Origin of the sequence: Desulfosarcina sp. (genome assembly GCF_046496365.1) — a bacterium.
GTDB lineage: Bacteria > Desulfobacterota > Desulfobacteria > Desulfobacterales > Desulfosarcinaceae > Desulfosarcina.
In genome coordinates this window covers 1-3,273 of record NZ_JAWOHB010000159.1, presented here as the reverse complement: position 1 = coordinate 3,273, position 3,273 = coordinate 1, and the positions used below count along the sequence as shown (strand labels likewise).

Annotated in this window: 3 protein-coding genes; 2 read left to right on the top strand and 1 reads right to left on the bottom strand. The window is 58.3% G+C overall.

The window, feature by feature from the left end:
- Window positions 1-482: 482 nt before the first annotated feature.
- Window positions 483-1,622, top strand: a complete 1,140-nt coding sequence (locus R6V78_RS16240) for an ATP-binding protein (RefSeq protein ID WP_410290429.1) — start codon at window positions 483-485, stop codon at window positions 1,620-1,622.
- Window positions 1,623-1,734: 112 nt separating this feature from the next.
- Here the strand turns inward: R6V78_RS16240 and R6V78_RS16235 are convergent, their stop codons facing one another.
- A complete protein-coding gene (locus R6V78_RS16235; protein WP_410290428.1) occupies window positions 1,735-2,157 on the bottom strand; it encodes a universal stress protein in 423 nt (140 codons plus the stop codon).
- Window positions 2,158-2,409: 252 nt separating this feature from the next.
- Between R6V78_RS16235 and R6V78_RS16230 the strand changes: the two genes are divergently transcribed.
- A partial coding sequence (locus R6V78_RS16230) for a calcium/sodium antiporter (protein ID WP_410290427.1) occupies window positions 2,410-3,273 on the top strand: 864 nt, incomplete at its 3' end.

Genomic DNA, 3,273 nt, shown 5'->3' with positions numbered 1-3,273 from the left:
GTCTGCTCTTGCAGGGCGGGCTTCGGTCAGCCGGGTGCCGGCCAGATTTCTGTCATGGTGCCTATCCCTCAAATGCTCGGGGTCAACGGCTATGGCAACCTACTGAATACTCCTTCAAATTGCAAGCCCTGCCCGCCATCCGAAGCCTGTCAAAATGGTTCCTGTCAAGAAAAAAAGCCCGGACCGGATCGACGCTGCGATCCCTGTGCACGGGCTTTCTGGTACCGGGACCCGCCCAGCCAGCAAAGTACCACCTTGATGGACACGCAGCAATTCTTCTGATCCGAGCGGACTTCTTCAACCGGCAGGGCGGAAGGGTCCACGAGCCCGAGTGAGGACTGCCTTTGCATGAACTCGTGAGGATAAAAGTGGTTCGCATGCAACGTCGGGCTTCGATTGTGTACCCGGGCATGGCATGACTTTTTCTGCCACCACTCCGAAAAAGTCTTGACCATTTCGGAGTGGTGGCCTAAATAGTCGGCATGGAACGCTATCTGCAAACTCCCATCCTGACCGATCTTCCCAGAAAAATCGTCCTGCTGACCGGCCCTCGGCAGTCCGGCAAGACCACACTGGCCAAGATGCTCAGCGACGATTTCGATTACCTGAACTTCGACAACCCGGAGCACCGCCTGGGCCTGATGGACCGCTCATGGGATCGCTCCCGGCAACTGGTCATCTTCGACGAGTTGCACAAGCTGAAAAACTGGAAATCATGGCTGAAGGGAATCTACGATACCGAGAAGATCCCCCCGTGGATCATCGTGGCCGGAAGCGCCAAGCTCGACACGTATCGGAAAGTCGGCGACTCGCTTGCCGGTCGTTTCTTCCAGTTTCGGCTCCACCCGCTGGACCTGAAGGAGATCCGGACATTCCTCGCCCCGGCCGATCTGGAGGCGGCCATGCTGCAACTCATGGAGACCGGGGGGTTTCCCGAGCCCTTCCTGGAGGGCGACGTGCGCTTTTACAATCGCTGGAAGCGGTCCCACTTGGACATCATCCTGAAGCAGGACCTCATCGACCTGGAGAACGTGCAGCAGATCACCTCGATCGAGACGCTGATCCAGTTGTTGCGCCGACGGGTCGGCAGCCCGATTTCCTACAATGCCCTGGCGCGGGATCTCCAGTGCTCCGACAAGACCGTCAAGCGCTGGTTGGAAATCCTCGAGAACATGTACGTCGTATTCAGGGTCACGCCCTATCATCGCAATGTCGCCCGCGCCATTCTGAAAGCCCCGAAGTTCTATTTTTTCGACACCGGTCAGGTGATCGGAGATCAGGGAGTGAAACTCGAAAATCTTGCCGCCTGTGCCCTGCTGAAAGAAATCCACTACATGGAAGACTGCCGCGGCGAACCCGCACGCCTCCACTACCTGATGACAAAGGACAGCAAAGAAGTCGACTTCCTGGTCACCATTGAAGGAACCCCTTTTCTGATGGCGGAAGTCAAGTGGGCCGATGACAAGCCCGCCCGGAACCTCGCGATCTTCGAGAAATACTTCCCGGGAGTGAAAAAACTTCAGCTCGTCGGGAAGCTCTCGCGTGAGAAAACCTACCCGGACGGAACGGAAGTCCGCGCGGCCCATCGGTGGCTCGCCGATCCGACGCTGATCGAAAAATGAGGCCGGCGAAGGCCATGGGCATGTAGCGTACGCCGCCCCAACTTGAGATCACAAGAGGCCGATGGGGAATGCCCCGGCCGGCCCGGCGGTGTCATTCCACCGGCAAAGGCGCTCATTTCACCATCAGCACGGGGCAGGGAGAAAAAATGCCTACCTTGTAGCTGATGGTGCCCAGGCCCTCGGGGACCTTTTCCAGATCGATCTTGTGTGAGCCAAGAACGATCAGATCCACCTGATGTTCATTGACGAAGTGGATGATCCCGGGCACCCGTTTGCCGAACACGATGGCGGTTTGTACAGTGGACGCCTCGCCCCCCAGGGATTTGACGAGCTTTTGCATGTTCCCGACCGCGCGCTTGCGCAACTTTTCGTAGAAATCGGCGAATTCGTCGTCTTCCGCTCCTTCGATCGTCTCAACAATGTGCAGCAGGGTGACCTTGGCCGCCTTCTGCAGCCTGGCCAATTGCAGCGCAATCTTGGCCGCATGCAGGCTTTTCTCCGTAAAATCGGACGGGACCAGGATATTTCGGAACATGGTGATCCACCTCCATTGAAACGGTTTTAGTCACTCACGCACGCCTCAAGACGTTGGCCCTTCGGATGACAGTTTTGGAGTTTTACGAGCGTTTCGCTTATAATATCCCATCGGGCAGGAATTGGCCAAGTAAGTTTCCGTTGGGTGAAATGCACCAGAAAGCTTTCCGGCGAATGCCACATGCCGCCCGTGTCTACGGGTGGATTCTCGGTGTGATGGGATGGGAGAGCTCGAAAGGAAAACAGGCGCTGTATGACACTGGCCTTTATCGCTGTCGTTTTGGGCTTGGGGTTGCTGGTTTGGAGCGCCGACCGCTTTGTGGCGGGTTCGGCTTCCACGGCCCGCCATTTCGGCATGCCAGCGCTGTTGATCGGCATGGTGATTGTCGGTTTCGGTACATCCGCGCCGGAGATGGTGGTTTCTGCGCTTGCCGCTTCCCAAGGAAACCCCGGGCTGGCGCTCGGAAACGCTTACGGGTCCAACATCACCAACATCGCCCTGATCCTGGGCATCACGGCGCTTATCAGCCCCATCGCTGTGCATTCACAGGTTTTGCGCAAGGAACTGCCTATCCTCACTGCCGTGACCGCCCTGGCCGCCTGGCAGCTCCGGGACGGCGGGATTAGCCGTTTCGATGCGGTGGTGCTGCTTTGTGTTTTCGGCGCCTTGATGGCCTGGACCATCCGGCAAGGAGTTCGGGAAAAGGCCGATGCCTTGGGCGGCGAGATGGAGCAGAAGCTGGATGTCCATGCCATGCCGATCCGCCGGGCGATCTTCTGGCTGGTGGTGGGGCTGGTGCTGTTGATTGTCAGCTCCCGCATCCTGGTTTGGGGCGCAGTGGAAATTGCCCATGAATTTGGTGTCAGCGACCTGATCATCGGCCTGACCATCGTCGCGGTGGGCACCTCGCTGCCAGAACTGGCCTCGTCGATCATCGCTACTCGTAAGGGGGAGCATGACTTGGCCTTGGGCAACGTGCTCGGTTCCAACCTCTTCAACACCCTGGCCGTAGTCGGTATCGCCGGTGCGATCCATCCGATGGCCGTGGGGCCCGAGGTCTTCAATCGGGACGTGCCGGTCATGGCCGCGCTGACCCTGTCGCTGTTTGTCATCGGC